The following is a 26,972-nucleotide window of genomic DNA, read 5'->3' as shown; positions in this document are numbered from 1 at the left end:
ATAATCCCCCAAATATATTTTTACTCTTCGCCTTTTAATAGTACCAGCTTGTTGTATGGAATCTCAATGCCTTCTTCCTTAAATCTCTTCATGATCTCCACAAGGCACTCAGAGCATGCTCTTGGATTGTCCTTAAAGTCCTTGGTCTCAACCAGAGCCTGAAGTGTAACTCCGCTGTCATCGCAGCTCTTGCAAAGAACAACAGGTCTTGCGCCGTAGTGCTTGGGATGAGTATAGATGGCACTGCTCATAACATTCATCGCCTTGTCCATATCTGTTCCATAGGCTACTGATACTCTAATTGGATAGGAAAAAGAATCTTCCTGAGTATAATTGACTATCGTTGAAGACCCAACTACAGAGTTGGGAATATAGATGATCTCGTTCTGGTAGGTCTTGATCACAGTGTGACGAAGGGTTATGTTCTCAACAAAACCAGGGTCATAGCTGTCGATCTTGATCCTGTCCCCAATATCAAAGGGCCTTGAATGGCTGGCAGAAAGAGCTATTCCTGCAAACACATTTGCAAGGGTTGACTGGGCAGCAAGACCCAGAACCACAGCAGCGATTCCAGATGATGCGATCGCTGTCTCCCATGTTTTTTCAAAGGCAGGAATTCCGCTAAGAGCAGTGAGAGCTGCGGCAGCCCAGATAACTGCCAGGATAATTCCTTTCAAAAAAATAAGATGAATCTTGCCCCTGAGTAACTCCTTACTCAGGAACTTGTTCATCACTATATTGATAAGATATGCCGCTATAAAGGGCAGCACATACTTAAGAAAAATGTCCAGTGCGTCTTTCATAGATCCTCTTCCCCTTCAAAGTCCTCGTCGTCCTCATCTCCCATCTCATCAAAAGCGATGACGGAATCGATGATGTCCTCAAAGTCCTCCCTAAGTTCCTCAAGAGAATCTCCTTCATAGGTGTAGATCCTACCGTCGATAGTCACTTCACCTGTGTAGTAGTCAGCTTTCTTGTCGTAATTAACTGTCCCTGTATAGCCTTCGTATTCAAAAATCTTTTCGCTCATTTTATCTTCCTGGTAGATTCTCCTTCAATTAGTTCACCAGGAAATATTATATGCCTATGACCACTCTCTTTGTCAATAATATCGAAGATAAGCCTTATGGTTTCTTTCGAAATATCAACAAGAGGCTGTCTGATTGTTGTAAGTCTTGGAATACAGAACTGTGAAAGCTCCTGTCCGTCATATCCAGCAACGCTCACATCCTCTGGAACCCTAATGCCTGCATCTGCAAAGGCGCGAAGTGCACCGATAGCCAGTACGTCAGAAATACAGTAAAGAGCTGTGAACTTCTCACCGGAATCAATAAGTGCCTTGGCTGTATCATAGCCGTTTGCCATGGTGTAGATCCTCTTATCAACGTATCTGATAAGCTTCTCGTCCACCTTGATATCATTGGCCTTAAGAGCCTTGATATATCCCTTTAAACGAAGCTGAACGACTGATGGAGTATCACTTCCCTCAGTCATGATAGCTATCTTCCTGTGGCCCATCTTAATGAGATGCTCAACCATCTTAAAGCTCTCATTTTCATCGTCCACAGACACTGTGGAATAAGCGTTTTTATTAAGGTCATCAGAGATGTCAGAGCCGATAGTTGCAAATACAACAGGCACTCCGATCTGCTTCATCTTGTCCGCAGGATGCTTGGCACTACCACCCATAAAGATGATACCGCGAAGTCTCTTTTCCTTCTCAAGCTCAAGAGCAACATCCACCTCGTTCTCGTAGGCCTCTACGTGACGAAGCACCAGGGCATAGCCCCTCTTGTCCACTTCCTGCTCAACTACCTCGATCATGGGAGCAAAGAAGGGGTTTGTAATACCCTTAACCAGCACAGCAATGCACTTGGCATCTGTTCTCTTTAAGTTCCTTGCGCTGTTATTGGGAATATAGCCAGTCTCCTTGATAACAGCCATTATTCTCTTTTTGGTCTCGGGATTGATATCCGAGTGGTTATTAATAGCCCTTGAAACTGTGCTGACGCCAACACCGCATCTCTTGGCTATTTCAACTATAGTAATCTCTGCCATTTCTTCCTGCCAATATACATAATATTTGTTCTGTCAAAAGAGCTTACAGACGCCTGTAGATCCTTGCAAAGTCCTTCATCTTAACCGCAAGTTCATCTGTGAGAGCGTCCTTCTTCATACGCCATACCCAGTTGCCGCCAAGGGTTGAAGGAGTGTTGATCCTTGCATATCCTGGAAGCTCAAGGTAATCCTGCATAGGAATTATAACAGTATCTGACACGCTTGCAAATGCTGATCTGATCACTGCCCATACTGCATCAGAAGCCTTCTTGATACCAAGGTATTCCTTGCAGTACTTCTTATCTGCCTTAGGAAGGGTATCAAACCAGTTTCTGGTGGTGTCGTTGTCGTGAGTTCCTGTATAAACGATGCAGTTCTTGGTGTAATTATGTGGAAGGTAGTCACTCTCCTCCCTTGAATCAAAGGCGAACTGCAGTATCTTCATTCCTGGATAACCAGTCTTTTTAACAAGCTTAATAACAGACTCTGTAAGGAATCCAAGGTCCTCAGCGATGACTCTCTTTTCCCCAAGTTCCTTCTTCATGGTATCAAAGAGCTTGTAGCCAGGGCCCTTCTTCCACTTGCCCTTCTCAGCTGTTGGATTGCCATAAGGAATTGCATAGTACTCATCAAAGCCTCTGAAGTGGTCGATCCTGACAACGTCGTAGATCTTGTAGCAGTGCTTGATACGCTGCATCCACCACTTATAGCCAGTCTTCTCATGGTAATCCCACTTGTAGAGAGGATTGCCCCAGAGCTGACCTGTTGCACTGAAGGCATCTGGTGGGCATCCGGCAACATCTATAGGATCGTTGTTCTTATCAAGCTGGAACAGCTCAGGATTAGCCCATGTATCTGCGCTGTCAAAGGCTACGTAGATAGGAATATCACCGATGATATCTATGCCCTTCTTGTTAGCATAGGCCTTGAGCTTACTCCACTGCTGTGCAAACAAAAACTGAAGGAAACTGTAAAAATCAATTTCCTCTTTGAATTTCTCTTTTGCTGCCTTGATGGCTGCAGGTTTACGAAGCCTTACACCCTCTTCCCAGGTATTCCAGCTTCTTCCACCGCTCTCATTCTTAAGAGCCATGAAAAGAGAATAGTCTGCAAGCCAGAAGTTGTCGCGGCTCTTTTTAAAAGTCTCGAACTTCCTGGCCATATCTGCAAAGGACTTAGCCTTTTTATTGAAGTTGTCGTAAGCAGTCTTAAGAAGAAGGAATCTTGAGCGGTACATCTTCTCGTAGTCGATGTACTCCTCGCTTCCGCCAAAGTCATATTTATCAGCGTCCTTCCTGGTAAGAAGCCCCTCATCTATAAGAGTCTTGATATCGATGAAATATGGATTGCCTGCAAAGGTTGAAAATGACTGATATGGGGAATCACCGTAGCTGGTTGGTCCCAATGGGAGCAGCTGCCAGTAGCTCTGTCCGGATTTTTCCAAAAAGTCCACAAAGTCATAGGCCTCCTTTGAAAAAGTACCTATTCCATACTCAGATGAAAGTGAAAAGATAGGAAGTAAAACTCCACATTTCCTGGTAGATTTTTTCTCTGTATTTGCCATATTCATCGCTCCTTTTCAAGAAAAAACTACGGAAATTTTAGCCGTTACCGGTAACGTTTCCGTAGTTCTACTTTACCACATTTTCGTAGTATTTTTCAAGAAAAATTATCCCTGGGAATGTTCTTCAAAAGCACTCTTTTTGATTCCCCAGATAAGGTTTCTCCACTGCTCCAGCTGTTCAGTTGTCATGAATCCGTTTGATGTTCCCATGTATCCGATCTTGTAGGAAGCAAACAGCAGGGCATTCTTGATGGCATTTACGCTGTCTCCTGTCTCCATATAGTAGTGGAGGAAGCAGGCAAAGAGCGCATTACCAGCACCGATTGTATTAACAACCTCATTGGTCTTAACTGTCTTGTAGTGAACACGAAGGTCCTGAGTCTTATCAAAGAGGATAAGACCTTCACTTCCCTGTCCAAGAATGATGATCTCAGTTCCGTAGGTATCTGACATTCTCTTGATGAAGTCGTATGGATCTTCTGCCAGAGTATCATCTGAGAAATAAAGAACCTTGGCTGGCTCAAGGAAGTCGGTGTTATATTTTTCTTTTTCAGGCTTATAGTTTCTGATATTTACTGCTATTGGCTTGCCATACTCAGCTGCTGCCTTTGCAAAAGGACGGCAGAAATTCGCATTTGCAAGAACCAGCATATCGCTGTCCTGAACAATAGGAGGAACCATGGACATGTCATAAACATTGTCACGAAGGTCCTTGATATCCTCAAAGATCTGCTGCTTTCTGTCTTTGTCATAAAGGACAACCTCAGTAGGAGTTTCATTCATCTGAGGTATTATGTATTCAGTTGAAAGAGTGATCTTGCGGTCCGGGGGATTGATCATTCCAAGATCCTGATTCCTGCCCACAATGGACATGAAGCACACATCGTCTCCAAGCCACTTAAGCGCAAGGGACTCGTTGTAAGCATCTCCGCCCATGGCTGTAAAGATGGAGTCATTGGCACTGGTAAGAGGAGCATAGCTTACAGGAATCTTATCAACTCTTACGATAGTTTCAATCTGTGTTACACCTGCTACTAGGAACTTACTCATAAGGTCCTCCTTTTGCTTTATTTTAAAGTCATATTGCTTACCATATCCACATATTCAGTAGCCTCTTCCAAAAGGAAATCTGCCCTGAAATTGTCACTTCTTACAGCCTTTAGCATAAGACCCTGAGTAGTGAAATCCAAAAGATTCCACACCTTCTCATAGTCAGTTCCTGCAGAAAAGACTGTGATGTCTGCTCTCTCCTTAAGAGCATCCATAAGCCTGTGATACTTATCGCGCCTCTCTTCTATCTCCCTAAGGGCCTCCTCGTCTGTCTCCTCATCTGCCTTGTCAAGGAACTGGAAAATGTAGGGATAACGATACATGGAGTCTATCTTGGAATTTAAGATCTGCTTATATAACTCAAAAAAGCCGTCCTCACTGGGTTCCACGTGGGTAGTGAGTTCAAGGGTAACGAACTTGGTGGCATAATCGTACAAAAAATTATAAAGACCTATCTTGCTCTCAAAATAGTGGAACAGAAGGCCCTTACTGATCTCCGCTCCCCTGATGATCTCATCGGTACTTGCATGGCGATAGCCGTACTGGGAAAAGACCTTTAGTGCGGCATTTATCATTCTGTCCTGCTTTTCTTTTTTCAGCTCAAAAAATCTCTCGTTCATGTAAGTCCTCAATTCATGGGGATTATTGACCACGTCGGTCTAAATTAAGTTTAGCATTTAAATTATGGCACTTCAAACGATTTTACGTTCTTTTATCAAATTTTAATACTCAGGTCTTTAAATTGCGCGCTAATTGTATTAAAATCAATGTAGTCGTTTAATTTAGGAGGTTACTATGTCCAAGAATAATGCATTTGGAAAATTTGTTTTATTCTGTGCCGCTGTTGGCGCTGCTGCAGCAGGTGCATATTATTATCTCAGCAAGAGAGAAGAGGAGATAGCTGATAGCTTCGACGACGATGACTTCGATGATTTCGATGACTTCGACGATGATGACGATGTTGATACCAAATTTGGTTCACGTAAATACGTAGATATCACTGGTTCCTCAGATTCAGAATCAGCTCCAGCTGAGGACGAGGAAAGTGAAGACAGTAAAGACGAGCCTCTTGACGAGGACACCGCAGATTCCGAAGAGGAAGAGTTCTTCGACGACGAAGACAAGTAATAAGCATAATTAAAGGCCCTTACGTAATGTAAGGGCCTTATTTTTTATCCTTCTGCAAGCATTTCCTTTAAGAAACGTGCTTTGTCCTTTATACGGCTATTAGCTGTTCTGGAAACAAGGATGTCACTGATCATCTTGCTTGCAATCTCTCTCTGACCTGTCTCAACAGCAAGAGCTGCAATGAGGTAATCAAGAGTTGTTGAATCCATTCCGGCGATTGGGAATTCTTCAGACTGTCTTGCCATGATGAATCCATTTAATGCGTTCTCTAAAAGCTCTTTTTCCTGAGCATCGTTCTCTTTCTTCTTAGCCTCATATCCCTCTTCATCAGGATCAAGTCTCTGGGTCTCACCTCTGATGACCCATGCAGTCTTCATACAGATGTAGGCCTTCTCACTGTTCTTGGCCTTTTTAACAACTGCATTGGCAAGAGCCAGCTGATAGAGACGTCTTGCATACTCATAGGAATATACAGGCTCTCTGTTGGGCTCATGCTTGTAGTTCATACAGATCTTAACTCTGATGTCATCGATCTGATACTTGTTAAGAGTTGGGAAGTATCTTCCAAGAGCAGCATATCCGCAGGCTGGGCAGGCAATAACATCATATTTGTTCTGGTCAAGCTCGTCGTAATCAGGACGCAGATCGATATCTACGTTCTTCATCCTTACCTTACCAGTTCTTACAGTCTTTGCCTCGAAGTCAGACTCGCACACTGGGCATTTGTACTTTTTGTCAAAGAGGTAATCCTCTTCGTTCACCAGCTGCAGTTTCTTAGGCTGACTATCCTTTTTTACTTCAACTACTTTTTTCTTGGGATCTTCAAAAAGCTCTTCTTTACCGAGATTTCCAAGTCCCAGCTTATCGAATCCAGAAAAAATACCCGCCATGACTGTACCTCTCTTAAAAATTAGTTTTTAGGTAAAACGAATGAACTCTTAAGTGAAACAATTCTGTTAAATACTGGAGCGCCTTCCTTGGAGTCCTTGCTGTCTACGCAGAAGAATCCGTTTCTTACGAACTGGAATCTGTCGTAAACTTTGGCATCCTTGAGCTGTGGCTCAAGCTTGGCGTTCTTTATAACAGTGATGGAATTAGGGTTGAGGTTAAGTGAACCGTCCTCGTTGTAAACACCCTTCTCCTCATCAATTACGTTCTCGTAAAGTCTTACCTCTGCTGTAAGAGCATCCTGTGCTGCTACCCAGTGGATAGTACCCTTGACCTTGCGGCCATCTGGGCTGTCTCCGCCCTTGGTCTCAGGATCGTATGTGCAGTGGATCTCTGTAACAACACCGTTCTCATCCTTAACAAAGCTGTTGCAGGTTACAAAGTAAGCGTTCATAAGTCTTACTTCATTGCCTGGGAAGAGACGGAAGTACTTCTTAGGAGGCTCCTCCATGAAGTCTTCGCGTTCGATATAAAGCTCTTTTCCGAATGGGATCTTACGTGAACCCATCTCAGGAACTTCCTTGTTGTTTTCGATATCAAGGTACTCTGTCTCGCCCTCTGGATAGTTGTCGATGATAAGCTTGACAGGATCAAGGATTGCCATCATTCTTGGCACCTTGAGCTTTAAGTCCTCTCTGATGCAGTACTCAAGCATTGCGTACTCTGCTGTAGCCTGTGCCTTACTGATACCGCACATGTCTACAAACATCTTGATGGACTCAGGTGTAAAGCCTCTTCTGCGAAGAGACGCGATAGTTACAAGTCTTGGATCATCCCATCCGTCTACGATTCCGTCCTCAACCAGCTTCTTGATATATCTCTTACCTGTTACCACGTTGTTGAGATACATCTTGGCGAACTCGATCTGACGAGGAGGATTCTGGTACTCGCACTCGTTCTTGACCCAGTCGTAAAGAGGTCTGTGGTCTTCAAACTCAAGTGTGCAGAGGGAATGTGTGATGCCCTCAATGGCGTCCTCGATAGGATGAGCGAAGTCGTACATTGGATAGATGCACCACTTATCGCCTGTTCTTGCATGTGTCATATGTGCAACACGATAGATGATAGGATCTCTCATGTTGATGTTAGGTGAAGCCATATCGATCTTGGCACGCAGAGTCATTGCTCCATCCTCTACCTTGCCACTCTTCATCTCTTCAAACAGGCGCAGGTTCTCTTCTACGCTTCTGTCTCTGTCAGGATCGTTCTTGCCAGGCTCTGTAAGTGTTCCTCTGTACTCCTTCATCTGCTCTGCAGTAAGAGTTGAAACATAAGCCTTGCCCTTTTTAATAAGCTTAACAGCATCCTCATACATCTCATCGAAGTAATCTGATGCATAAAAAAGTCTGTCCTCGTAATCCGCGCCAAGCCACTTAACATCCTCGATGATAGCGTCCATGAATTCTGACTTTTCCTTGGTAGGATTGGTATCGTCAAATCTCATGTTGAACTTGCCGTTATACTCCTTGGCCATTCCATAGTTAAGAAGTATGCTCTTGGCGTGACCTATATGAAGGAAGCCATTAGGTTCAGGTGGGAATCTGGTCTGGACATGGTCGTAAACTCCCTCTGCCAGATCTTTATCGATCTCACGCTCAATAAAATGTCTTCCGTTAGGATTTGTAATTTCTTCTGCCATTTCTAAATAAAACCAACTTTCTATAAATTTAAATATATTTAAAGTACATTTAAGTATAACATAAACTTAACCGTTATACACATACTTTTCCTCGAAGGCCGCTCTTCTCAGCGGTTTGTCAAAATAATAGCCCTGCAGATACTGGGCGCCAAGGCCCTTAACAATTTCGATCTGCTCCTGGGTCTCAATACCCTCAACGCATATCTCCGCTCCGATGGCTCTGCCCATATCAACCATGGATCTGACCACAGCCTGGGAATACTTGTCATCTACTATATCCTTGGCAAAATCCTTGTCGATCTTGATGATGTCAAAAGGAAGAGCCCTGATACTTGAAAGAGCTGAATATCCTGTACCAAAGTCATCAAGAGCAAGTCTTACACCAAGTGCCTTGATATCAAGCAGTGTCTGCTTGGTCCTTGCAAGGTCATTGATCGCAAGTCTCTCAGTAAGCTCAAGTACTATATTTGAAGGCTTTATGCCATTCTCTTCTATGCATTTTCTGATGATATCCACGATGTCATTCTGCATGATCTGGACAACGGAGACGTTGACACTTATTGAGAAATCTCCAAGTCCCGTGTCATTCCACTGTCTACAGCACTCGCAGGCCTTCATAAGGACGTGGTTACCAATAGGAGTGATAAGTCCCAGGTACTCAGCAAGAGGAATGAACTCGTCCGGATGAAGGAATCCAAGGGAGTTGCTGTTCCAGCGAACCAGCGCCTCTGCGCCGATATGTCTTTTGCCATTGACCGTACCCTCGCTGATGACAGGCTGGAAGTAAACCTCGAACTCATCGCACTTTTTAGTGATGGCTGAGTACATGTTCTTTTCAAGGTCAAGTCTGTGGATCGATGAGGAATCGATGTTGTCTGAATACTCTGCAATCCTGTTCTTACCAGACTTCTTGGCCTCATACATGGCAACGTCTGACTTTCTGATAAGCTCAGATACATTATCTCCATGATCAGGGAAAAGAACTACTCCCATACTCATAGTGCAGTAGTAATCGCTGTCCTTCAGATACCATGGGGTTGCAAAAGCGTTCTTGATCTCCTCCATGATCTTGTCGATCTGGGAATAGCTGTCAGGTGGCACTATGATGACAAACTCATCGCCGCCCATACGGTAGCAGGAAGAGCTGATGCCTTCGATCCTGCTGATGGTCTTGGAAATATCCTGAAGAAGCGCATCTCCGTACTGATGTCCCAGTGAGTCATTGATGTGTTTAAAGTCGTCAAGATCCAGGTACATCAGGGCGCCGCGCTTACCTGTCTGTCTCGCTTCATCCACGTATCTTGCCAGGTCTTTTTCACAGCACATTCTGTTAAACAGACCTGTGAGGAAATCAGTGTAGGCCTGCTGCTCAATGCGCTTCTGATACAGCTTTTTCTCGGTGATATCGTAGATAGCACAAAGAGATACCGGTCTTCCGTCAACCCACTTGATCCTTGTGTAGTAGACGTCATACCACTTCTCTCTGTCTCTGTGGTGAACCTCGTAGTTGCCGCTGTGGCTCCTGCTTGGAATATTGGTCTCAAAGAGGTTTGCCAGCTTGTTCTCAGTAAGCTCCTTGCTGAAGTTCTTTTTAAAGCTTCTGTTGGCAAACAAAAGGACTCCTGTAGTGATGTCCCTTACGTATATTGAACTTCCCACATTATCAAGGACCGCTTCCAGTGAGGCAAAAGAGCTTGCCAGAGAGTTGGTCTGCAGTCTCTTGGTAATGATACTCTGCATGATCCTGATGGCGTCATTGACGAACTTGATATCATCAATGGACCATATTCTGTTCTCCCTGTTCTCGGTAAGACACGCATAGAACATGGGATTTCCGTTTATGACAACAGGCATAGAAACAAGAGCCCTGATGCCAAGGTTCTCGAGTTGTTCCCTTTCTCCTGCATTCATCTGTGTATCAGAAGAAATTACAATGGCCTTCTGCGTTCCCAAAAACCAGCATACTTCCTGATCTGTTGTCTCAGGAAAGAGCTTGCCAACACCCGGATGTGTCCACTGAACAACGATGTCCATTAGGTTGCCGTGGTGGATCCTGCAGGTGAAAGCGTTGCTGATCTGAAGGTAAGTGCACAGCTTGGAGAGCACATCAACCATGATCTCCTCGATGACATCGTCACTGTCAAGAAGTGATACGATCTCAGTCATGGTCTCGGCTCTGTGGAAAGAGCTGGTCATCTCAAGCTCTTTTAACTTGCTGCCCTCACTTATGGCAATAGCCTGTGACCTTGAGGCCTCAACAGTAATGAGAACTCCAAGGGTAGCACGCATAAGGTCCAGAGTTTTGTAAAATTTTTCTTCGGTGATCTGATACTGGAAATTTTCGATAGGTGGACAATGGAAAAAAGACTTCTCATACTTGGCATCTGTAAACAGCGCCGCCACGATCCATACCGCGGAGAGCTTACCCTTGTCCCCCACAGCCAGTGCTGCGAGCTTTAAGTTGGGAACCTCTGTGATCTCCACAGCCTGATCCTCAAGATCGCTCTCAGACACTCGCTTATAGATATTGTGAATCCTTATTGGGGATATGTATTTTCTGATGATCCCGATCTCATGGGCGTTTCCTGAAAACTCAGTAAGAGGAACTCCATTTTCATCGAGACACATGGCATAGACGCTGGCCATCTCGCAGAATTTGTCCTGCCAGGCCTGCATCTCTTCCCTGTGTTTTTGCGCAAAACTACCAAGGGCTCCGGCTTCATTTGCTGCCTGGGCCCCATTAGTGGTCTCTAAGTTTTCCACCAAAGTAGCTATGTCTTGCAAGTTATACTCCTTAATTAGAAAGATTATTGGCCATCAACGCTGTAGTTAGGAGCTTCCTTAGTAATCTGAATATCATGTGGATGAGACTCACGAAGAGCTGCTGAAGTCATCTTAATGAATCTGCCATTCTCCTTAAGAGCTTCAATTGTATTGCATCCGCAATATCCCATACCGGATCTTAAACCGCCCATAAGCTGGAATACTGTATCCTCTACAGTTCCCTTGTAGGCTACACGACCCTCAACACCTTCAGGAACGAGCTTCTTGGCGTCTTCCTGGAAGTATCTGTCCTTAGATCCATTCTCCATAGCAGAGATAGATCCCATTCCTCTGTATACCTTATATTTTCTGCCCTGATAAAGCTCGAACTCACCAGGAGCTTCGTCACATCCTGCAAACATGGAGCCCATCATTACGAGGTTTGCTCCAGCAGCGATAGCCTTTGTAATATCTCCAGAGTACTTGATACCACCATCAGCGATGATAGGCACCCCGTACTGTTTAGCCATCTCGTAGCAGTCCATAACTGCTGTGATCTGAGGAACACCAATACCTGCAACTACACGTGTAGTACAGATAGAACCAGGTCCGATACCAACCTTGACTGCATCAGCGCCAGCCTCGATAAGATCCTTGGTAGCTGCAGCTGTTGCACAGTTTCCTGCGATAACCTGAAGATCCGGGAACTCTGCCTTGATCATTCTGAGGCACTTAAGAACGTTCTCAGAATGTCCGTGAGCTGAATCAAGAACGATAACGTCAACCTTGGCATCTACAAGTGCCTTAACTCTCTCGAGGCAGTTTGCAGAAATACCAACACCAGCGCCGCAAAGGAGTCTTCCCTGGTCATCCTTGGCTGCAAGTGGGTACTTTATAGTCTTCTCGATATCTTTGATAGTGATAAGACCTACGAGATTGTAATCGTCGTCTACGATAGGAAGCTTTTCCTTCTTGGACTTAGCAAGGATGCTCTTTGCTTCCTCTAAAGTGATGCCTTCCTTAGCTGTGATAAGGTTCTCGGAAGTCATTACCTCTTTTATCTTCTTGGAGAAATCTTTTTCAAACTTAAGGTCTCTGTTTGTGATGATACCTACAAGCTTCTTGCCCTCTGTGATAGGCACACCAGAGATCCTGAATTTTGCCATAAGTGAATCAGCATCAGCGAGGGTGTGGTCAGGTGAAAGTGAGAAAGGATCTGTGATAACGCCGTTCTCTGATCTCTTAACCTTGTCAACTTCCTCTGCCTGGGCCTCGATTGACATGTTCTTGTGGATGATACCAATTCCGCCCTGTCTTGCCATGGCTATTGCCATTCTATGCTCAGTAACTGTGTCCATTCCTGCACTCATAAGTGGAATGTTGAGCTTGATCTTCTTGGTAAGATAAGTTCCAACATCTACCTGATTAGGTATAACCTGTGAATATGCAGGTACTAAAAGTACATCATCAAAAGTAATTCCTTCGCCAATAATCTGTCCCATCTCTTATCCCCTTATCTAATATGTGAAAAATTAATCTGTGAAAACTTTTCTTGGTGCAACACTTTTTACTGCATTTACGAACTCAGCATCTGGTTCAAGGATAACCTTCTCTTTTCCATCATATATAAATGTATATGTTGGATCAGGCTGTCTGTTCTGCTCTCTTGCTGAAAAATCAAGAGTCTTATACTGTTTGTTCTTGAACTCATCAAGATGATATGAACGTGATGGAGCAAAGGCTTCAATGCGCTCTACCTCATACTTGGCTACGTTCTTGCGCTTACTCTTGTTGAGGATCTTGTCCACTGTGATCTCCCTGTCACAGTACTGATACTCAAACTCGATGTTTGCATTTAATGAAAGGAAATAATACGCAACTCCTGCAATGACGCACAGGATAAGACCTACAATTCCAAGTGGAGTAAGAATTGAGGAAAGAAAGAAGATTACTGCCAGTACCAGGGCGATGTAACTGCCAAACTTCACTAGTGGCGAAGCTTTGCTCTCAACCAGGCACTCAACATAACTGTTATCACTTACCATTACTGATTGTCTCCTCCTAAGTCGATTAAATTACCGACTATGTTATATTACTTTCCAAGGACTTGCAAGGACTTTTTTCACATATTATTATTATATCTGTTTTAGTTGTAAAATTGTATTACATTTCTGTTAATATTAGTCAGGAGTTTATAAAAAATGGCAGTTCGTGATGAGATCAGAGAGCAGAGACAAAAGCTAAGGGGACAGGGTTTTAAGGCCCACTGGGAGTACTTCTGGGAATACTACAAGATCCACACCATTGTTGCGATCTTTGCACTCTTCCTTATAGTAACCCTTGTAAGGGACATCGCAAACAGAAAGCCCTACGCCCTTTACTCATTATTTGTTAATAATCAGGGCATGGAAACACAGACAATGCTTCAGGATGGCTTTGCAGAGTACGCCGGCATCGATACCACCAAGGAGAACGTTCTTGTAGATACCTCCTCCAACTACATCGGATCTTCCATAGACACCACAACCGTAGCAACAAGCGAGAAGATCATGGCCCTTATTGCGGCAAAAGAGCTTGATGTGTTCGTGACAGATATTGGCTCAGCTTACCACTACGCTTCCCAGGAGACCTTCATGGATCTTCGCGAGGTTTACAGTACCGAGGAACTGGATGCCATGTCAGACAAACTCTTCTATGTAGATCAGGCCTATGCAGATTACCTGGCATCTGAGGAGTACACCACCTACATCACCAATGGCAAGTTTGATCCAAATAACAAATATGCAGTGATGGCTGACAAGTACAATGAAACTTTCCACTACGACATAATGGATCCTTCTGAGATGGATGATCCAATCCCTGTTGGCTTCAAGCTGGACGGTTCAAAAGCTCTTGAAGAGTGCGGTGCTTACCCCGAAGAGACAGCAGTTGCAGCCATCGTTATAAACTCAGAGAGAATTGATACTTCCAAAAAGTTTATAGAATATCTTATGAAGTAATTTAAAAAGCCCATGTGCATCACAGCACACGGGCTTTTCTTTTAGTCGTCGGTTAAACCTGCGTAGTTACGAAGATATCGTAAATAGCAGCAATTGCCTTTTCAAAATCCCTGGTCTCAACACCGATGATGATGTTAAGCTCGGAAGATCCCTGGTCGATCATGCGGACATTGACGCTGGCGTGGGCAAGGGCTGAGAAGATTCTTCCAGCTGTTCCTCTTGTGGACTTCATGCCACGTCCTACGACTGCGATAAGTGCAAGATCTGACTCGATCTCCAGCATATCAGGGTGAGCAAGTCTGTGGATCTCTGATACTACTGACTGCTCTTTCTCAATGAACTCATCCTGCTGAACAAATACTGTCATGGTATCAATTCCAGAAGGAACATGCTCGATTGAGATGTTCTGATCCTCAAAGGCCTGAAGGACTTTTCTTACAAATCCAACCTCCGAGTTCATCTGATCCTTAAGAACGTTCACACAGCAGAATCCCTTCTTACCAGCAATTCCTGTGATAACGAACTTGGACTTTTTAGCTGTGGATTCAACGATCCATGTGCCTGGGTCCTCAGGCTTGTTGGTGTTCCTGATGTTGATCGGAATACCCTCTTTTCTTACTGGGAAGATAGCATCTTCGTGAAGTACTGATGCTCCCATGTAAGCCAGCTCTCGAAGCTCTGTGTATGTGATGGTCTCGATGTATGGTGGCTTGTCGATGATCCTTGGATCTGCAACAAGGAATCCTGAAACGTCTGTCCAGTTCTCATATACATCGGCCTTAATAGCTCTTGAAACGATGGAACCTGTGATATCTGATCCGCCTCTTGAGAAGGTCTTGATCTTGCCATCTGCGTATGCACCGTAGAATCCAGGAATAACAGCCTTAGGTGTCTTCTCAAGCTTTTTACCCATAAGCTTGTTGGTCTTCTCGCTGTCGAAGTCGCCGTTCTTATCAAAAGCAACTACAGTAGCTGAGTCGATGAATTCATATCCAAGATATGCTGCCATGATGATTCCGTTGAGGTACTCACCGCGGCTTGCTGCATAGTCGCTTCCAGCCTTCTCCTTGAAGTTCTTCTCAATTGTTTTGAACTCGCTGGTAAGATCAAGCTTAAGCTTAAGACCCTTGATGATCTCGTCGTATCTGGCCTTGATATCAGCAAGCTCTTTTTTAAAGTCCTTGCCTGCCTCTGCCAGGGCGTAGGTCTTATACAGCATGTCTGTAACCTTGGTGTCCTTGGAATTTCTTTTTCCAGGAGCAGATGGAACCACGTATACGCGGTCAGGGTCAGACTTGATGATGTCTGCTACCTTCTTGAACTGCTCAGAACTTGCCAGTGAACTTCCACCAAACTTAACTACCTTCTTCATTTCTCTTTTTCTTCCTTCTCTACTTTTTTCTCTACTTTTTCTTAATATATTCTGATATAACCCTTTACGCTATCAAGCTTCCAGAGTTTCTCTTCAAAATCCTTCTCAGAGATGTTTGGTGTAACGAATGCAAACTCGCCGTGTACATTGCTTCCTGAAACCTCTTCGATGTTGGTTCCAAAGATGCCCATTGCCTGCTCTTTTAGCTCAGCAGGAACTCTTACGAAGAACATGCGGACTGCGTTGTCCTTAGGAGAAAGAACTGCCTTCTCCGCCTTCATGTTGACCTCAACGTGCTTACCCTTGTGCTTGATGATATCGATGACATCAGCAACAACTGCGCTTGCTGTGGCATTCTTGCCTGCTCCCTTACCGTAGAGCATCACATCGCCAAGCATGTTTCCATGTATGTTGATGGCATTGAATACGCCGTTTACATTTGCAAGAGGATTCTCATATGGAATAAGGAATGGTGCAACGATGGTAAAGAATCCGTTCTCGTTCTTTTTGCACATACCAAGGAGCTTGATGGCCATTCCAAGGTTTCTTGCATAGTCAAAGTCCTCGATGCTGATCTTGCTGATACCCTCAGTGTAGATGTCCTCATAGTTGACATGCTGTCCGCTCATAAGGCTTGAAAGGATGGCGATCTTTCTGCATGCATCGTATCCCTCAACGTCTGCCTCAGGGTTCTTCTCAGCGTAGCCCTTGTCCTGAGCTGCCTTAAGAACTGTAGCAAAACCAATTCCTTCCTTGTCCATCTTGGTGAGGATGTAGTTGGTTGTTCCATTTAAGATTCCTGTGATGGAATCGATCTTCTCGTGCTTAAGTGAGTCGTTGATGGTCCTAAGAAGAGGAATTCCGCCGCCTACACTGGCTTCAAAGAGGTAACTTGCTCCGTTCTTTTTTGCAAGCTCAACAAGCTCTGGTCCGTGAACTGCCACGAGCTCTTTGTTTGAAGTGCATACGCTTTTGCCTCTCTCAAGGGCGCTCTTCTCAAAAGAAAAAGCAGGCTCAATTCCGCCCATGGTCTCGCAGATAACTTCGATCTCAGGGTCATCAAGTATTATGTTAATGTCGTGGACAACCTGTGTCTCATGCTTGTCCCCAGGGAAATCTCTAAGGTCTAAAATGTACTTGACCTCGATCTTCTCTCCTGCACTTTCAGCAACCTCTAAAGCGTTGGTGTCAAGAACCTCAACAACACCGCTTCCTACTGTGCCATATCCAAGTACTGCTACTTTTGCCATCTTAAAGCCTCCTTTATGTCAATGTGGCACTTCGTCCTGTGATGTGGACCTTGTGCACACCTTCTGTCTTTTCCATGATGGATATCATCTCCATGATGTCCTTGGTGGTTTCCAAAACCTGGATTGTGATTGAAATAGATGCCACTCCGTTAAGTGGAATGGACTGATGTATCGTAAGAATGTTAGCTCCGAAATCTGCTATGAGATTGAGAACGTATGAGAGCAGCCCCACTTCGTCGTTCATCTGGAAGGTCAGGGTAAGTGTAGTGCCCTGAAGGCTGTCGTGAAATTCATATATGTCTTCTTTATATTTGTAAAAAGAGCTGCGGCTTATTCCAAGGTTTGCTGCTGCCTCATTGACAGTCTTGACCTTACCGGACTCAAGGAGCTTCTTCGCTTCCACCACCTTGAGAAGTACATCCGGAACCGCTTGTTTTCTTATTACGTAGTATCCTGTATCCTGCTGCACTTTTAAGCTGCACCTTTCTGTTTTTCTCGTGCGTACAATTGTCCGCGGATGTCACTACTGTGTTTTTCTGTGACGGACATTTGTGTGCACTGGAAAGAGTTTATCACAGTGAAGTCTTGAAGACAAGCATTATTTTTTATAAATATTCATGTTTTATGCATTTTTCTTTAGTTAATATCTACAAATAGAACTCTGCACGTGGCATTTCTGCGCCCATCAAAAAGAAAGGCCCGACACCTCTGGGGCAGAGATGCCAGGCCTTTTCTTTCAAAACCAAGTTATGGGTTAATTGCTAAGTGCCTTGAGGTAACGATCGTACTGCTGCTGACGAATGTTAACAAGCTCTGGGAGATTCAGGGCCTCAAGTCCAGCAATGTAGCCATCAAATTCAGTTGCGATATCCTTTGTTCCTGTGATGAATGCTGTTGTATTCTCATCTACGTTTGTCTGGATATCTTCAAGGTACATGTTGATAGTGTCACTCTCATCGGATGTAGCATAGATCATTGGCCATGGATCTACAACGTACTGACGCTGGTCTGCGTTGATCTTAGCGTGCCAGTCAGCTACAAGGATATCTGTAGCTTCTACAGACTGCTGAGCTGGGAATACGAAGGCTGGGTTGATACCAAACTGCTGTAACCAGTCGTTGTCCTTGCCCTGCTCTGTGTACTCTCTCTTGCCATCAGCGTTAACGATGTAGCTCTCGCCCTCGATGCCCCACTGATAGTAATCCTGGCAGTGCTCGCTCATTGAATAGTCAAGGAACTTGCATGCAAGCTCGATCTGGCTTGACTTTGAGCTTACCCCAAACATTCCTGAAAGGAAGTTTCTTCCTACATAGAAGCCCTTGTGCTCACCTGAAAGAGGTGCAACACCAACGAAGGCTGTCTTTTCTGTTCCATCGTAGTATGGAAGTACATTTGAATACATCATTGACATAGCCCAGCTATAGTCAAAAGCAACACCTGTAAGATCGTTAGAGATTCTCTCGATTACCTTATCTCTGTCAAGGGATGTGAACTCAACCTCAAGGAGTCCTTCCTTGTAGAGGCCGTTTAAGAACTCAAGATACTTTCTGTAGTTCTCAGAATCAGCTGCTGCGTATGTTACTTTACCGTTCTCATCTGCCTGGAAGCCGCTTACAAGGTCAAGACCGAAAGCTGGTCCAAACATATATGGAAGAAAATCGCTCATGATAGACATAGGGATCTCATCGTTCTTGTCGCCGTTGTCGTTCATGTCGTTCTCTTTGAAGTAACGAAGAAGTTCAACGAAGTCATCGAGATTCTCAGGAGCCTGCATTCCAGCCTTATCAAGCCATACCTGGTTGTACATAAGAACTGGCTGATAGTCGTGAGCTACGTTAACGCCTGCAACATAGTAGATATGTCCATCTTCTGCTGTGAGCTCAGCCTTCTGAACAGGGTTCTCTGAAAGCCACTTTGTGAAGTTAGGCATATAGTCAAAGTACTCATCAAGAGCAACGAACATTCCTGACTTGATCCAGATCTGGTTAGGATCGTTGTCTGGAATCTTGATGATATCAGCATCGATATTGCCTGCTGAAAGCATAGGTGTTATTGCATCTTCATAGCTGTTGTAATCAAGGAGCTGCCAGTCAGGATCTACGCCAGCTTCTTCAAAAACCTTAAGCACGATAGGTGCCTTTGTGATATCAACGTTTGAATAGTTGGATGTCTGTGCAAGGATCTTTATTGTACCGCCGTCCTCAGAGATAGGGCCTTCTCCTGTGTAGCTAAAGCCGCTCTCCTCAACCTTTGTCTCTGCACTTTCAATGGCAGCATCTACTGCCTCTGTCTTGTTTGCATTATCTGCTGGTGCTGCGGGCTCAGAACCTGCATTACTTCCACACCCCACGATTGCTGATGCCATCATCATTGATGCCATAACTAAAGATATAACTCTCTTTTTCATGATAACCTCCTTAAAGTTATTAACCTTTTACTGCCCCTAGCATAGTTCCCTGTACAAGATACTTCTGTACCAGAGGTACCACTAACATGATAGGTACTACCGATACCACAATACATACATAGCGAACCTGGATTGTCGACTGAGCCAGGGCGCCCATGTTTATATTGGTCGTCTGAGTGATCTCCATGGATGCCTGTAGCAAAATCCTTCTCAGGAACACCTGCAGAGGTTCCTTGGAAGAATCGCTGATATAAAGCATCGCAGAAAAGAAATCATTGTATCTTGCAACCGCATAATAAAGCGTAAGCACTGCAAGTGTTGGCTTTATAAGCGGAACTGCTATCCTTGTTAAGATATAAAAATCATTGGCTCCCTCAATGGCAGCCTCCTCAAAAAGTGACTCCGAGATGGACTCAAAAGCTGATCTGCAGATCATTACATTATATGCAGAGATCAGAACAGGAACGATCATTACAAGCCTTGAATCATACAGGCCAAGCTTGGTTATAACGATGTACACCGGAATAAGTCCGCCGGAGAAATACATGGTAAACGCCAGAAGGAAATTCATCTGTTTCCTTAGGCAAAAGCTCTTTCTTGAAAGAGGGTAAGCCGCAAGGCATGTAAATATTACGTTGAATATGGTTCCTACAACTGTGTAGAAAAAGGTATTTCCGTAGGAAATCCAAAGCTGCTTGTATTCAAGAACAGTCTTAAGGGCCTCGAAGTTAAGGTCCACAGGAAGCAGTACTACTCTTCCCTGGTTAACTGCCTGTCCTGAACTTATGGAAACACTAAGTACATATATGAAGGGATACACGCAGACTATTACTGCAACTGCAAGAAACAGCCATATAAGTGCGTCAAATGCTTTATCCCCAAAAGAGCCGTGAAACTCTCTTCTTTTCTTAAATTTAACCGAGTTCATTATCTCTTTTCCCCTTTACCAGATAGCTGTATCTGTGACCTTTCTGCTGATCTTGTTGGCAACAAATACGATGACGAAGTTGATGACCGAGTTAAAAAGACCTACTGCCGTAGCGTAGCTGTAGTTGCTGCTCTGAATACCCTGCCTGTAAACGTAGGTCTGGATAACATCGGCGGTCTCATAAACTGCTGTATTGTACAGAAGGTAAACCTTCTCAAAGCCAACGCTCATCATGGTTCCAAGGGACATGATAAGAAGAAGGATAATGGTAGGTCTTATGGATGGCAGCACCAGATGCCAGATTACCTGCCTTCTGTTGGCACCGTCAACGTCCATGGCTTCGTAGAGGTCCGGGGAAATACCCATGATAGCTGCAACGAAGATAATGGAGTTAAATCCAAAGCTCTGCCAGGATCCTGAAATTACATATATAGGTCTGAACCACTGTGGCAGGTTCATGAAGTTGATGCTCTCAATACCTATCTTATTAAGAAGCTGATTGATAATACCTCCAGATGGTGAAAGGAAGTTGTTGATCATACCACAGACAACTACAGTGGAGATAAAGTATGGAAGGTAGGTACTTACCTGGATGGCCTTCCTGGCTCTTTTACTCCTGACCTGTGTAACTGCTATGGCAAATAGAATCGGAATAGGAAATCCGAATATAAGGGAGTAGAACTGTAACAGGAATGTGTTCCTTACAAGTCTTCCCAGATAGATCGATCCAAAGAACTGTTTGAACCACTTAAAGCCCACCCACTTGCTTGTGTATACTCCGGCAAAGCCAGATCCTACCTGGTACTGATTGAATGCCATCACGATTCCGGTCATTGGAAGATAGCAGAATACCAGGTAATAAATGACTACAGGAATTATCATCATCAAAAGAAACCTGTCTCTATATAGAAGCTGTTTCCAGGACTTCTTTTTATTCCCCTGTGACATGAAAAAACCTCCTCCGTGTTTCTGATAAGCAGATTGTACACAGAGGAAGTTTTAGTTGTATAGAAACAATTTTTTCCGGAGGTTCATTTTTTGACAGCCGCATATTCACTGGGATTACGTCCTGTGACCGCCTTAAAATTCCTCCTGAAGGTCAGCTGATTTTCGTAGCCGACTTTTGTTCCGATTTCTGATATGGGTAATTCGTTCTGATCTATGAGCTCTATGGCACGTTCAATTCTTTTCCCCTGGATAAACTGCAGGTAAGTCATATTGTACTTCTGCTTAAACAGGAGAAGAAGGTACTTGTTGCTGACATTGTACTTGTCAGACAACTGCTGGAGCGAGATTCCAGGATCGCAGTAGTTCTCTTCCACGAATTTTACTATCTCGTCGTCCAACTGGTTTTCTTTATTTTTCTGACGTTCATTTTTTTCCAAGAGATCAATTACTGAAATAAGGGCTGCATCATAGTAGTCAAATATCTCCTGAAGGCTCATAAGTTCGCTTACTCTCTGGATATTCAAATGAACCGTGGTAAGTCCCGAAACTTTTCTTACAGTTTTCATCATTGTGAGGTACACATCCTCAACAAGGGACTTGTAAACTTCCGATGATGCATCAAGATCAAGGTTGGTTTTGTAGACATCAAACAAAAGAAGATGTATTCCGTCCTTGTCCCTGTTCTCAAGACAGGTACGAAGCTTTTCTTTAAATCCCGAAGGCAGGTAGTAGTCCACATTTCCCTTTGGAAATTCTTCAGCAAAAAAGACTTCTCCGCGCCCGTCATGAAGTATCCCGTCGAGAGCTGACGCCGCCCCTTCACAGGCTGCCTTAAGCTCTGAAATATCTTCCCTTACAACGTCAACACCCATGGTCACAACGATATGCTCTTTTTCAACTGAGGACTGAATGAGCTTGTGAATGCCAAAGAACATGTCGTCCATGTCCCGTTTCTCATCAAAACTAAGGATGAGATAAGCGCTGTTCTTGCCGCTAAAATACCATGCAATGTGGAGGTCCTCTCCAGCCCAGGTTGCTGAAACCTGTTTGAAGATCTCAGACATGTTCTCATGGCTTATGCTCTTAACCTTACCAGTCCACTCATAGGCGAAATTAAGAATAGAAACTATATAATATGGATGTTTAAGATCAAGGAATTCTTCATCTGATAAGACGTTGAGTTTATCGTTACCAGCCTGTCCAGATACAATAGCCTGGAACATTCCAGCTCCTGCGTAGGGACTTACTGTCAGCATCTTTTCCCTGTAGCTGTTCTTTTCACCAATGAGCTTTTCTATTCCTTCTATAATATTGCCAAGCTCATTCTGATCCTCAGAAACGGCTTCCGTAGGTTCTCCGCCGCTGACCATCTTGCCCATGTAGTCAATTGGCTTGTAGTAGCGTCTGCTCTCCCAGTAGCCAACCCAGGCAAAGATTATGGCAACAATTAGCAGGATTACCAGCATTCCAATAAGAACAGGATTATTCTTTAAAAGAGAATGACTCTTATCATAAAGTTCGTAAGAAAAATCTGAACTTCCCGTCATCTCAACTGCAGGCTTTCTGCCGGAGATATCTCCAACCGTCAGTAGCTCTTTTCCCTGGTAGAGGATCCTGATGGCCTGGTCATCCCCTAAGGCGCTCTGGAGCCTGCCCAAGGTGTTCTGAAGGTCAATAAGGACGCAGCAAAGGCCAACCTCAGTTCCGTTTCTGTAGGTGTAGCTGTCCCAGTAAAGAAGCCCTTCCTTGGCGAAGTAGTAGCGCTGGTTGTCTGTAAGGCCAATGGAATCAGCGATATTACCATTAACGAGAAGTGGCACAGAAAAAGACTGCTGCTCAAAGGGAACGTCCATGTAGATAGGACCTCCCGCTGACCAGGCTCTGTTGCTTCCATATAAGAATATCGTTGTGCTGTAGATTACATCTGCCCTCAGGGCATAGAGATTCTTGATCTCCTTCTGGACCTCGTAGTCCTCGTAGGTGTCCAAGGGATCATCAAGACGTGACGCCATGTAGAGATTCTTCATGGTGTTAGAGTACCTAAGGTCCCTCACCGTCTCTTTTGCATCGGAAAGAGTCTCCTCCATGACGTCAGAAACCTCACGGAGGATAAGGTCGTGCTCCCAGGTACTTTGATTTTGCGCGATACGCTTACTCTGATAAATTAAAAATCCTGAATATATGCCCATGCTGACAACTATTATAAGTAAATAGCTGCAAAACATGCGCCTGAAAACTTTACTCTGAAACATCCATTATTCCTGCGCTGCTTCCTTATTGGTCTCTTCCACTGTCTCAGCAGCCTCTTCCTCATCAATCTCGTGTTTAACTTCGAGAGTCATTCCGTACTTGTTGCCAAGGAAGATGAATCCTGTGTATCCGTTCTCATCAAGAAGGGACATGGTGTCCTCACCTGCCGGGATAGTAAAGCTTAAGCGGTCGCCAGTGTACTCTTTTCTAAGGAAGCTTACCTGAAGGGATACATCCGGTCTCTTGGCAAGAGCCTCCATAACCTGCTTGTTGAAGTTGATGTAAAGGGATGTCTTAACCTTAATAGTGAAGTTCTCCGGAGCAACCTCTATCTGCCTAGCAATGTCGCCCTGGAAACAGTAATAAGCAGGATATGGTCTGAAAAACCAAACCTTGTCGCATTCCTCGCACATATAATTGATGGTGCCATCAGCAGATTCGCTGGCATTTCTCTTAGCGATCCATCTGTAGTGGTGAATGTGATTTGGATCATTCTGAAGAGCGTGGCGGGCATCTGCTGCCTCCTTCAATGCTCTGTCGTAGTCAGAAAGCTCCTCTTCTTCCTCTTCGTCAGCCTGTTCCTCTTCTACATCTGTCTTTTCTTCAACATTTTCTTTTTCAGATGAGTTTTCTGTCTTTACCTTATTATCATTCTCAGCATAAGCTATGCTGCCCTTTGCAGGGAAACAAAACAGCATCGCAGCTGCAACAGCTGCTGCCAGAATTCTTGTTATTATCAATTTATTTTTTTTCATGGAAAGCTACTCCCTTTCTAGGATTGTCACTAACACTTATATAAATATTGACACATTTTTTCAAAAAATTGAAGACTTTTTATTCAATGAATCGTTATATTATATGAAGGACGAAAAATACTAACCTAAACGCGTTGAGGGAACAGTGGGAACAACAGATTCAAAAGACAAATTAATACAGCTTATGACCTCCTATGAGAATCTGGTTTTTTCCATTTGTCTCAAGATGACGGGCGACTACTTCGCTGCACAGGACATCACTCAGGAGACCTTCATCTCGGCCTTTGAGCATCTGGAGAGTTTGACAGAAGGGTCCGAAAAAGCCTGGGTCTGCAGGGTAGCAAGCAACAAGTGCATCGACTACCTGAAGTCCTCTGAAAGAAAGGTAGCGCCTACGCCGGAGGAAGAACTACCAGAAAACGTCACTTCACGAGATGGCCCGCTGGAAATGTTTGTTGCCAAGGATGTGCTTGAAGATTTTACCAATAAGTGCGGTGCACTTCCAGGTGACTACAGCCAGACGGCCCAGATGCATTTTATAGATGGCCTTACGGCAAAAGAGATATCGCTAAAAACAGGGGTACCTCTTAAGTCCGTTCAGACCAGGATCTACCGAGCGAGAGAAATGCTCAAAACAAAAGTGAGAAAGGAGGATTTTCTATCATGACCACAGATAAGAATTACTTGTCCGATGAGGAACTGAATGCACTTATCGCTGAAACTGAAAGTGAAGGATTGGTGCAGGCGCCCAAGGGACTGCATGCAGAAGTAATCAGCAGGATCGATAGAAATCCTGCCCCATCTCATAAAGAAAGCAAAACTGAATTCTACAGATTCACCTACAAGGTTGTACTATCGGTGGCAGCAGCAGTTTTACTGATGGCTATACTGCCCCGCAGCTTCGACACCAAACAGCACATCCCAACCAGGGAAGAGGTGCTAAATGAAAAGGCTGCCAGGGAAGAGATCCACATCATTCCACAAAAACAGCAGCCAACTAAAGACGAACTTTTAGAAGAACAGAACAAAGAAGAACTTTTAGAAATGCTTGAAAAATATATCACCGAAAATGGAGGAATAACAAAATGAAACCTATGAAAAAGAGCAAATTCTTTACCTTTATATTTTCATTTCTGCCAGGAGCCGCAGAGATGTATATGGGCCTTATGAAGAACGGCCTGAGCCTTATGGGAATATTCTTCCTTGTATGTGCCATCATGGTATCTGTACGTTTTGACGCCGTAATAGCTGTCACGGCCGTTGTCTGGTTCTGGGGATTCTTCCACGCAAGGAACATCGCATCCATGGACGTAGAGACCCTTAGCAGCTACGAAGACAGATACATCTGGGAAGAGTATCTTAAGCCTGGCACCATCAACATCAAAGACAAGACACTTCGCAAATGGCTTGCAGTCGCTATCATCATCATTGGCATAGGCATGGTTTGGGATTACCTTCTTGATCTTGCAGTCAGATTCATCCCTGATGCTTACTGGGATATGGTCTATCCAATTGTAAGCGATCTGCCAACCTTAGTTATCGGAATACTTCTCATAGTTGGCGGCGCAGTGCTCATTAAGGGCAAGAAGACTGAACTTAAGGAGGAAATCGCAGATGGAGAAACAGTTAAGAACGCATAGAGTTGGTTCGATCACAGCAGGTCTTTCCATGATAATATTCGGAGCACTATTCATACTCCACCTGTTCATTGGAAACCTTGACTATTCGCTGATCTTCAAGTGCTGGCCGTTTATGATAATCGGCCTTGGGCTGGAGCTTCTTATCTCCAACTTCAAGACCGATCAGCTGGTATATGACAAAGCAGCTGTAGCTATGATGATCCTGACGGCAATCCTTGCCACGGGAATGGCAGGAGCCGATATGCTTATGGAATACATGGAAGCAGGGCTTATTCACTGACAATCAAAGGATATATTGACAGACATTACGAAAGGCCATGGCATAACGCCATGGCCTTTCGCAACGCTTATAAAAGGAAAGAGTAAAAAATAGGAGGATTTTCAAAACATGAATATCATCCTTTTACCGCTCCAGCAGATACACCACCAACGATATATCTGGAGAGAAGCAGGTAAATCACAATTACTGGGAAGATTGAAGCTGCAATCATGATGTAAATCTGTCCCATGTCGAATCTCAGCCAGTCAGCACCACGCAGCTGCGCAATCATAACAGGAAGAGTCTTCTTGGTGTCTGTGTGAAGGATCAGGGCTGGTGTGAAGTAGTTATTCCAGCTTCCTACAAACGCGAAGATCATCTGTACGCTGATAGCAGGCTTAATAAGTGGAAGGATAATGGTATTGAATGTACGGAACTCTCCGGATCCATCAATTCTTGCTGCCTCTACAAGTGAAAGAGGAAGGTTGCTCTCCATGTACTGCTTCAGGTAGAAGTATGTAACAGGAGAAGCAATTGCAGGAATGATCAGTGGAACAATTGAGTCATCCATACCAAGTCTTACGATCAAACGAAGGAAACCAAGTGCAGTAACCTGTCCAGGAATCATCATGATAGCCAGGATAAAGGTTGCTACTGCTGCTCTGGCCTTAAATCTGTATGTGTTGATAGCATAAGCTGTCATAGCAGAGAAGTATGATGTAAGGCAAGCTGTGCAGGCTGATACAATAATACTGTTTATGAATCCCTTAGCAATAGGGATAGTACCATTTACCAGACTGGACCAGTTATCCAAAAGATGAGTACTTGGAAGAATTGTAAATCCAAGTGTCATCTCTGAGTGTGATCTTGTTGAGTTAATAAGCAAAATGTAAAACCAGATCAGGCAAAGGAACGAAAAGAATATAAGAACTATATATGCAATCGTTCTCCTGACTCCGATTGGAACGCCATGAGGCTTCATTTGTATATCGTTATTCATCCTTATATCTCCTC

26 protein-coding genes are annotated in these 26,972 nt (G+C 44.1%); 6 read left to right on the top strand and 20 right to left on the bottom strand.

Features of this window, described 5'->3' with window-relative positions:
* Window positions 1–20: 20 nt before the first annotated feature.
* From D6855_RS07470 to D6855_RS07445, 6 genes are all read right to left on the bottom strand, one after another.
* Window positions 21–803 (bottom strand): mechanosensitive ion channel family protein, encoded by a 783-nt coding sequence (locus tag D6855_RS07470; RefSeq protein ID WP_120739605.1) that lies wholly within the window; start codon window positions 801–803, stop codon window positions 21–23.
* A complete protein-coding gene (locus D6855_RS07465) occupies window positions 800–1,030 on the bottom strand; it encodes a hypothetical protein (RefSeq protein WP_120739603.1) in 231 nt (76 codons plus the stop codon). The genes D6855_RS07470 and D6855_RS07465 overlap by 4 nt, the downstream gene beginning before the upstream one ends.
* Window positions 1,027–2,058 carry a LacI family DNA-binding transcriptional regulator gene (locus D6855_RS07460; RefSeq protein WP_120739601.1) on the bottom strand — a complete coding sequence of 344 codons (1,032 nt, stop codon included), beginning with the start codon at window positions 2,056–2,058 and terminating at the stop codon, window positions 1,027–1,029. The genes D6855_RS07465 and D6855_RS07460 overlap by 4 nt, the downstream gene beginning before the upstream one ends.
* A gap of 43 nt (window positions 2,059–2,101) precedes the next feature.
* Window positions 2,102–3,622: a 4-alpha-glucanotransferase gene (gene malQ / locus D6855_RS07455; RefSeq protein WP_120739599.1), complete on the bottom strand. Its 1,521-nt coding sequence runs from the start codon at window positions 3,620–3,622 to the stop codon at window positions 2,102–2,104.
* A 105-nt stretch (window positions 3,623–3,727) separates the two neighbouring features.
* Window positions 3,728–4,672 (bottom strand): carbohydrate kinase family protein, encoded by a 945-nt coding sequence (locus D6855_RS07450; RefSeq protein ID WP_120739597.1) that lies wholly within the window; start codon window positions 4,670–4,672, stop codon window positions 3,728–3,730.
* A gap of 17 nt (window positions 4,673–4,689) precedes the next feature.
* The gene (locus D6855_RS07445; protein ID WP_120739594.1) at window positions 4,690–5,292 is read right to left on the bottom strand and encodes a TetR/AcrR family transcriptional regulator; all 603 of its coding nucleotides are present in this window, start codon (window positions 5,290–5,292) and stop codon (window positions 4,690–4,692) included.
* A gap of 175 nt (window positions 5,293–5,467) precedes the next feature.
* Here D6855_RS07445 and D6855_RS07440 point away from each other — a divergent pair, with 175 nt between their 5' ends.
* A complete protein-coding gene (locus D6855_RS07440) occupies window positions 5,468–5,800 on the top strand; it encodes a hypothetical protein (RefSeq protein WP_120739592.1) in 333 nt (110 codons plus the stop codon).
* A gap of 44 nt (window positions 5,801–5,844) precedes the next feature.
* On the opposite strand, the gene D6855_RS07435 is transcribed toward D6855_RS07440, so the two are convergent.
* The 5 genes from D6855_RS07435 to D6855_RS07415 all read right to left on the bottom strand — a co-directional run bounded on the left by D6855_RS07435 (window position 5,845) and on the right by D6855_RS07415 (window position 13,195).
* Window positions 5,845–6,690: a DUF2225 domain-containing protein gene (locus D6855_RS07435; RefSeq protein WP_120739591.1), complete on the bottom strand. Its 846-nt coding sequence runs from the start codon at window positions 6,688–6,690 to the stop codon at window positions 5,845–5,847.
* 20 nt (window positions 6,691–6,710) lie between these two features.
* Window positions 6,711–8,387: a glutamine--tRNA ligase/YqeY domain fusion protein gene (locus tag D6855_RS07430; RefSeq protein ID WP_120739589.1), complete on the bottom strand. Its 1,677-nt coding sequence runs from the start codon at window positions 8,385–8,387 to the stop codon at window positions 6,711–6,713.
* 66 nt (window positions 8,388–8,453) lie between these two features.
* Window positions 8,454–11,171, bottom strand: a complete 2,718-nt coding sequence (locus D6855_RS07425) for a sensor domain-containing phosphodiesterase (RefSeq protein ID WP_243111830.1) — start codon at window positions 11,169–11,171, stop codon at window positions 8,454–8,456.
* A gap of 23 nt (window positions 11,172–11,194) precedes the next feature.
* Entirely contained in the window at window positions 11,195–12,652 is a 1,458-nt protein-coding gene (gene guaB, locus D6855_RS07420) for an IMP dehydrogenase (RefSeq protein ID WP_120739587.1), read from the bottom strand.
* Window positions 12,653–12,682: 30 nt separating this feature from the next.
* On the bottom strand, window positions 12,683–13,195 hold the full coding sequence (locus tag D6855_RS07415; protein WP_120739585.1) for a DUF6106 family protein: 513 nt from the start codon (window positions 13,193–13,195) through the stop codon (window positions 12,683–12,685).
* A gap of 156 nt (window positions 13,196–13,351) precedes the next feature.
* On the opposite strand from D6855_RS07415, the gene D6855_RS07410 reads away from it, so the two are divergent.
* Window positions 13,352–14,149, top strand: coding sequence for a hypothetical protein (locus D6855_RS07410; protein ID WP_120739583.1), 798 nt, complete (start codon window positions 13,352–13,354; stop codon window positions 14,147–14,149).
* Window positions 14,150–14,201: 52 nt separating this feature from the next.
* Here D6855_RS07410 and D6855_RS07405 read toward each other — a convergent pair whose 3' ends face one another.
* From D6855_RS07405 to D6855_RS07370, 8 genes are all read right to left on the bottom strand, one after another.
* Window positions 14,202–15,521, bottom strand: a complete 1,320-nt coding sequence (locus D6855_RS07405) for an aspartate kinase (protein ID WP_120739581.1) — start codon at window positions 15,519–15,521, stop codon at window positions 14,202–14,204.
* Between the two features lie 41 nt (window positions 15,522–15,562).
* Complete coding sequence (locus D6855_RS07400) at window positions 15,563–16,771, bottom strand: homoserine dehydrogenase (RefSeq protein ID WP_120739579.1); 1,209 nt, start codon at window positions 16,769–16,771, stop codon at window positions 15,563–15,565.
* A 13-nt stretch (window positions 16,772–16,784) separates the two neighbouring features.
* Window positions 16,785–17,240, bottom strand: a complete 456-nt coding sequence (locus tag D6855_RS07395; RefSeq protein WP_120739577.1) for an ACT domain-containing protein — start codon at window positions 17,238–17,240, stop codon at window positions 16,785–16,787.
* Between the two features lie 285 nt (window positions 17,241–17,525).
* Window positions 17,526–19,178, bottom strand: coding sequence for an extracellular solute-binding protein (locus tag D6855_RS07390; protein WP_120739575.1), 1,653 nt, complete (start codon window positions 19,176–19,178; stop codon window positions 17,526–17,528).
* A 19-nt stretch (window positions 19,179–19,197) separates the two neighbouring features.
* Window positions 19,198–20,106 (bottom strand): carbohydrate ABC transporter permease, encoded by a 909-nt coding sequence (locus D6855_RS07385; RefSeq protein ID WP_120739574.1) that lies wholly within the window; start codon window positions 20,104–20,106, stop codon window positions 19,198–19,200.
* 15 nt (window positions 20,107–20,121) lie between these two features.
* Entirely contained in the window at window positions 20,122–21,054 is a 933-nt protein-coding gene (locus D6855_RS07380; RefSeq protein ID WP_120739572.1) for an ABC transporter permease, read from the bottom strand.
* An 83-nt stretch (window positions 21,055–21,137) separates the two neighbouring features.
* Window positions 21,138–23,306, bottom strand: coding sequence for a helix-turn-helix domain-containing protein (locus D6855_RS07375; RefSeq protein WP_120739570.1), 2,169 nt, complete (start codon window positions 23,304–23,306; stop codon window positions 21,138–21,140).
* A 3-nt stretch (window positions 23,307–23,309) separates the two neighbouring features.
* Window positions 23,310–24,059, bottom strand: a complete 750-nt coding sequence (locus D6855_RS07370) for a hypothetical protein (protein ID WP_120739568.1) — start codon at window positions 24,057–24,059, stop codon at window positions 23,310–23,312.
* 145 nt (window positions 24,060–24,204) lie between these two features.
* Between D6855_RS07370 and D6855_RS07365 the strand changes: the two genes are divergently transcribed.
* Genes D6855_RS07365 through D6855_RS07350 form a run of 4 tightly spaced genes read left to right on the top strand, consistent with a single transcriptional unit; the run spans window position 24,205 to window position 25,979 of the window.
* Complete coding sequence (locus D6855_RS07365) at window positions 24,205–24,726, top strand: RNA polymerase sigma factor (protein WP_120739566.1); 522 nt, start codon at window positions 24,205–24,207, stop codon at window positions 24,724–24,726.
* Window positions 24,723–25,148, top strand: a complete 426-nt coding sequence (locus D6855_RS07360) for a hypothetical protein (RefSeq protein ID WP_120739564.1) — start codon at window positions 24,723–24,725, stop codon at window positions 25,146–25,148. The genes D6855_RS07365 and D6855_RS07360 overlap by 4 nt, the downstream gene beginning before the upstream one ends.
* Window positions 25,145–25,699, top strand: coding sequence for a hypothetical protein (locus tag D6855_RS07355; RefSeq protein WP_120739562.1), 555 nt, complete (start codon window positions 25,145–25,147; stop codon window positions 25,697–25,699). The genes D6855_RS07360 and D6855_RS07355 overlap by 4 nt, the downstream gene beginning before the upstream one ends.
* Window positions 25,674–25,979, top strand: a complete 306-nt coding sequence (locus D6855_RS07350; protein WP_120739560.1) for a hypothetical protein — start codon at window positions 25,674–25,676, stop codon at window positions 25,977–25,979. Before D6855_RS07355 ends, D6855_RS07350 begins: the two co-directional genes overlap by 26 nt.
* 115 nt (window positions 25,980–26,094) lie before the next feature.
* Here the strand turns inward: D6855_RS07350 and D6855_RS07345 are convergent, their stop codons facing one another.
* On the bottom strand, window positions 26,095–26,958 hold the full coding sequence (locus tag D6855_RS07345) for a carbohydrate ABC transporter permease (RefSeq protein ID WP_120739558.1): 864 nt from the start codon (window positions 26,956–26,958) through the stop codon (window positions 26,095–26,097).
* Window positions 26,959–26,972: the final 14 nt, after the last annotated feature.

Origin of the sequence: Butyrivibrio sp. CB08, assembly GCF_003625485.1 — a bacterium.
In the GTDB taxonomy this organism is placed as follows: Bacteria; Bacillota; Clostridia; order Lachnospirales; family Lachnospiraceae; genus Butyrivibrio.
Note: the sequence above shows the minus strand (reverse complement) of the source record. Positions and strands in the feature narration are given on the sequence as shown.

Bases quoted from the DNA above. Each gene is read 5' to 3' on its own strand.
- D6855_RS07450 (WP_120739597.1), bottom strand. From the start codon at position 4,672: ATGAGTAAGTTCCTAGTAGCAGGTGTAACACAGATTGAAACTATCGTA.
- malQ (WP_120739599.1), bottom strand. From the start codon at position 3,622: ATGGCAAATACAGAGAAAAAATCTACCAGGAAATGTGGAGTTTTACTT.
- D6855_RS07350 (WP_120739560.1), top strand. From the start codon at position 25,674: ATGGAGAAACAGTTAAGAACGCATAGAGTTGGTTCGATCACAGCAGGT.
- guaB (WP_120739587.1), bottom strand. From the start codon at position 12,652: ATGGGACAGATTATTGGCGAAGGAATTACTTTTGATGATGTACTTTTA.
- D6855_RS07465 (WP_120739603.1), bottom strand. From the start codon at position 1,030: ATGAGCGAAAAGATTTTTGAATACGAAGGCTATACAGGGACAGTTAAT.
- D6855_RS07430 (WP_120739589.1), bottom strand. From the start codon at position 8,387: ATGGCAGAAGAAATTACAAATCCTAACGGAAGACATTTTATTGAGCGT.
- D6855_RS07435 (WP_120739591.1), bottom strand. From the start codon at position 6,690: ATGGCGGGTATTTTTTCTGGATTCGATAAGCTGGGACTTGGAAATCTC.
- D6855_RS07405 (WP_120739581.1), bottom strand. From the start codon at position 15,521: ATGAAGAAGGTAGTTAAGTTTGGTGGAAGTTCACTGGCAAGTTCTGAG.
- D6855_RS07400 (WP_120739579.1), bottom strand. From the start codon at position 16,771: ATGGCAAAAGTAGCAGTACTTGGATATGGCACAGTAGGAAGCGGTGTT.
- D6855_RS07385 (WP_120739574.1), bottom strand. From the start codon at position 20,106: ATGAACTCGGTTAAATTTAAGAAAAGAAGAGAGTTTCACGGCTCTTTT.
- D6855_RS07445 (WP_120739594.1), bottom strand. From the start codon at position 5,292: ATGAACGAGAGATTTTTTGAGCTGAAAAAAGAAAAGCAGGACAGAATG.
- D6855_RS07370 (WP_120739568.1), bottom strand. From the start codon at position 24,059: ATGAAAAAAAATAAATTGATAATAACAAGAATTCTGGCAGCAGCTGTT.
- D6855_RS07470 (WP_120739605.1), bottom strand. From the start codon at position 803: ATGAAAGACGCACTGGACATTTTTCTTAAGTATGTGCTGCCCTTTATA.
- D6855_RS07355 (WP_120739562.1), top strand. From the start codon at position 25,145: ATGAAACCTATGAAAAAGAGCAAATTCTTTACCTTTATATTTTCATTT.
- D6855_RS07440 (WP_120739592.1), top strand. From the start codon at position 5,468: ATGTCCAAGAATAATGCATTTGGAAAATTTGTTTTATTCTGTGCCGCT.
- D6855_RS07390 (WP_120739575.1), bottom strand. From the start codon at position 19,178: ATGAAAAAGAGAGTTATATCTTTAGTTATGGCATCAATGATGATGGCA.
- D6855_RS07345 (WP_120739558.1), bottom strand. From the start codon at position 26,958: ATGAATAACGATATACAAATGAAGCCTCATGGCGTTCCAATCGGAGTC.
- D6855_RS07415 (WP_120739585.1), bottom strand. From the start codon at position 13,195: ATGGTAAGTGATAACAGTTATGTTGAGTGCCTGGTTGAGAGCAAAGCT.
- D6855_RS07410 (WP_120739583.1), top strand. From the start codon at position 13,352: ATGGCAGTTCGTGATGAGATCAGAGAGCAGAGACAAAAGCTAAGGGGA.
- D6855_RS07375 (WP_120739570.1), bottom strand. From the start codon at position 23,306: ATGTTTCAGAGTAAAGTTTTCAGGCGCATGTTTTGCAGCTATTTACTT.
- D6855_RS07460 (WP_120739601.1), bottom strand. From the start codon at position 2,058: ATGGCAGAGATTACTATAGTTGAAATAGCCAAGAGATGCGGTGTTGGC.
- D6855_RS07360 (WP_120739564.1), top strand. From the start codon at position 24,723: ATGACCACAGATAAGAATTACTTGTCCGATGAGGAACTGAATGCACTT.
- D6855_RS07380 (WP_120739572.1), bottom strand. From the start codon at position 21,054: ATGTCACAGGGGAATAAAAAGAAGTCCTGGAAACAGCTTCTATATAGA.